Origin of the sequence: Marinococcus halophilus, from assembly GCF_002265875.1 — a bacterium.
In the GTDB taxonomy this organism is placed as follows: Bacteria; Bacillota; Bacilli; order Bacillales; family Marinococcaceae; genus Marinococcus; species Marinococcus halophilus.
In genome coordinates this window covers 1-387 of record NZ_NPFA01000061.1, presented here as the reverse complement: position 1 = coordinate 387, position 387 = coordinate 1, and the positions used below count along the sequence as shown (strand labels likewise).

The following is a 387-nucleotide window of genomic DNA, read 5'->3' as shown; positions in this document are numbered from 1 at the left end:
ATCTCCGGATCAAAGCTTACGTACAGCTCCCCGGAGCGTTTCGCCGTTCGTCGCGTCCTTCATCGGCTCCTAGTGCCAAGGCATCCACCGTGCGCCCTTTTCTTCTTAACCACTCGATACGCGGTCATTCTTCGACGCGGCCRCCGGTYCGTAAACCGGCCGCCTTGTGTTGCTTGTGTGTTGGTCTCGGTATTCGGTTGTCAAGGTCCCACGTGCCAAAAACAAATAGAGAGATCGTGTCTCTCAAAAGGAAAGCCAAGCCAGGCCCCTGCCCGGTCCCTGCGGGACCGGGGTCATGCTCCATAGAAAGGAGGTGATCCATCCCCACCTTCCGGTAGGGATACCTTGTTACGACTTCACCCCAATCATCTGCCCCACCTTCGGCGG

Annotated in this window: 2 rRNA genes; both read right to left on the bottom strand. The window is 57.7% G+C overall.

The features are described from left to right. A 23S ribosomal RNA gene (locus CHL76_RS16770) occupies positions 1-111 on the bottom strand; the annotation flags it as partial. A 195-nt stretch (positions 112-306) separates the two neighbouring features. After that, positions 307-387 (bottom strand): 16S ribosomal RNA (locus tag CHL76_RS16760); the annotation flags it as partial.